Below are 2,690 nucleotides of genomic sequence, written 5' to 3' on the forward strand. Positions count from 1 at the left end.
CCAGCGCAGGCACAGCCGGAACGGCCGCATGTGCGGCGCGAGATCGAGCCGCTCGAACAGTTCGCGCAGCTGGTCGGTCGGCTGCAGCGCGTGCAGGTAGCAGCCGCGCTCGACCGCGCGCCGCTTGAGCAGCTCGCGGTCGCGGGTCAGGACGATCCGGCCCTCTCGCGCGGCGAGCGCCGCGAGTTCGTCGTCGCGGTAGTGGTTGTCGTAGCAGGTGTCGAAGCCCGCGAGGCGTAGCAGCTGCGCGAGGCCGCCGAGATGCGCGTCGGCAGCGAAGCGCCAATGCGCCGGTGGCGGCACGGTGGCCCCGTTCGCCGCCGGCTGCGCGCGTTCCGGAAAGGCTTCGACCCGGTCGCCGTCGTCGAGCGGCCGGTCGAGCGTGGCCGGCGCGTCGTTCACGCACAGCCGGCCGATTTCGGTATGCGGGACGCCGAGCGCCTCGATCGCGTGCTTCAGCGTCGCGTCACGCGCACACGCATGCCCGAACGCGCGGTCGCGCTGGGCGCGCGGGAGAAAGGCGTTCAGTTCGTCGTGGAAGCGGAAGGTCGCGGTCGCCATGCGGGCAGTATGGCACCGCGCATGGCCGGCCGCGTGCCCTGCAGACGCCACGCATCTGTGGTTAACTCCCCGCTTCACGGAGCGAAGGAGCGGGAAATGGATCTCGGATTTATCGGGCTGGGTGAAATGGGGCAGGCAATCGCAACGAACCTGCTGAAGGCCGGGCACACGGTGCGGGTCTGGAACCGGTCGCGCGAGCGCGCCGAGCCGCTCGCGGCCATTGGCGCGCAGATCGTCGACACGCCGGCCGACGCGTTTCGCGGTGACGCGGTGTTCTCGATGCTCGCCGACGACGCCGCGGCGCGCGCGATCTTCGACGATGCGCTGCTCGCCCAGGCGCCGCGCGGCCTGATCCACGTGAACATGGCGACGGTGTCGGTCGCGCTGGCCGAATCGCTCGCGCACGCGCATGCGTCGCGCGGCATCCATTACGTCGCCGCGCCGGTGATGGGCCGGCCCGATGTCGCCGCCGCCGCACGCCTGACGATCATGGCGGGCGGCCCGGCCGAGGCGATCGACCGCGTGCAGCCGCTGTTCGACGCGATCGGCCAGAAGACCTGGCGGTTCGGGTCGCTGCCGCAGCATGCGAACGTCGCGAAGATCGCCGCGAACTTCACGCTCGCGTCGGCGATCGAGACGCTCGGCGAGGCCTCTGCATTGCTCGGCGCGCACGGCGTCGCGATGCGCGATTTCCTCGACGTGATTACCGGCAGCGTGTTTCCGGGCCCCGTCTACGAAGGCTACGGCTCGATGATCGCCGAGCGGCACTACGAGCCCGCGCGCTTCAAGGCGCGCCTCGGGCTGAAGGACGTTCGCCTGGCGCTGGAAGCCGGTGACGCCGTGTCGGTGCCGCTGCCGGTCGCGAGCGTCGTGCGCGACAACCTGCTCGACGCGCTCGCGCACGGCGGCGGCGAGCAGGATTTCGCGGTACTCGGCGAAGTCGCGCTGCGCCGCGCGGGCCGCTGATCCGCCGCGCGACAGAAGTCCGGCGCACCGGCATAATCGACGTTTCGTTTTCCCTTACATCGACGCAGAGGCGGGCATGAACTTGCATACGTGGTGGCTTTTCGTGGCGACGGTGTTCGTCGTGTCGGCGATTCCGGGCCCGAACATGCTGCTGGTGATGACGCACGGCGCGCGGCACGGGCTGCGGCGTTCGACGTGGACGATGGCCGGTTGCCTCACCGCGCTGGTGCTGATGCTGTCGGTGTCGGCGGCGGGCCTCGGTGCGGTGCTCGAAGCCTGGCCGGCGATGTTCAACACGTTGCGCTTCGCGGGTGCGGCCTACCTGATCTACCTCGGTGTGAAGGCGTGGCGTGCTCGCGTCGACGACGAGCAGCCGGCCGCCGACGTCGACGCCGTGTCGCGCCAGGTCGCACCGGCATCGCGCGGGACGCTGTTCCGCAACGGTTTCCTGGTCGCGGGCAGCAACCCGAAGGCGATCCTGTTCGCGGCCGCGCTGTTGCCGCAGTTCATCAACGCGGCAGAGCCGACGCTACCGCAGTTCGGCATGCTCGTCGTCACGTTCGCGGTGATCGAGGTGAGCTGGTATTTCGTCTACGCGTCGTTCGGCACGCGCATCGGCGCGACGTTGAAGAGCCAGAGCGTGGCGAAGATCTTCAACCGGCTGACGGGCGGGCTGTTCGTCGGCTTCGGCGCGATGATGGCGCTGGTCCGTCACTGATTTCGCACTGATACCGGTGCGCCGAACGCCCCGTCCCTCGCAAGAGGGCGGGGCGTTCGGTTTTTCGGGCCTGCGTCACGCCGGCCTAGGCACGCGGGCGCGTCAACGCGGCAGCGCCGGCCCCGCGTCCGGCCGTGAGCCCGAAGACGGTGGCCGCGCCGGCGAACGCAAACCCCACACCGCATACCGCGCTCCACCCGCCCCAGGCCCACGCGCTGCCGGCGAGCAGCGCGCCGAGCGCGCCGCCGATGAAGAACAGCCCGACGAACAGCCCGTTCAGGCGGCCGCGCGCGGCCGGGTTCAGCAGGTTGATCTCGCGGCGGCCGATCGTCTGGTCGACGATGACACCCGCATCGAGCAGCGCCGCGCCGCCGGCCAGCAGCGCGAGCGCGAGGCCGCGATGCATGTGGGCGTCGAAGCCGAACCAGTCGGCGCCCGCGATCCC

General features: G+C 70.8%; 3 protein-coding genes and 1 pseudogene. 2 read left to right on the forward strand and 2 right to left on the reverse strand.

Going from position 1 to position 2,690, the window contains the following annotated elements; all coding sequences use genetic code 11:
* Positions 1-561: Mut7-C RNAse domain-containing protein (locus tag G3O00_RS41565; protein ID WP_206146479.1), on the reverse strand; the 561-nt coding region annotated here is incomplete at its 3' end.
* Between the two features lie 21 nt (positions 562-582).
* Between G3O00_RS41565 and G3O00_RS41570 the strand changes: the two genes are divergently transcribed.
* Complete coding sequence (locus G3O00_RS41570; protein ID WP_277399387.1) at positions 583-1,527, forward strand: NAD(P)-dependent oxidoreductase; 945 nt, start codon at positions 583-585, stop codon at positions 1,525-1,527.
* A 76-nt stretch (positions 1,528-1,603) separates the two neighbouring features.
* Positions 1,604-2,245, forward strand: a complete 642-nt coding sequence (locus tag G3O00_RS41575; RefSeq protein ID WP_206146480.1) for a LysE family translocator — start codon at positions 1,604-1,606, stop codon at positions 2,243-2,245.
* A gap of 85 nt (positions 2,246-2,330) precedes the next feature.
* On the opposite strand, the pseudogene G3O00_RS41580 reads toward G3O00_RS41575, so the two are convergent.
* A pseudogene (locus G3O00_RS41580) lies at positions 2,331-2,690 on the reverse strand (MFS transporter); the annotation flags it as partial.

Source organism: Burkholderia sp. Ac-20384, assembly GCF_017104605.1.
GTDB classification, from domain to species: domain Bacteria; phylum Pseudomonadota; class Gammaproteobacteria; order Burkholderiales; family Burkholderiaceae; genus Burkholderia; species Burkholderia lata.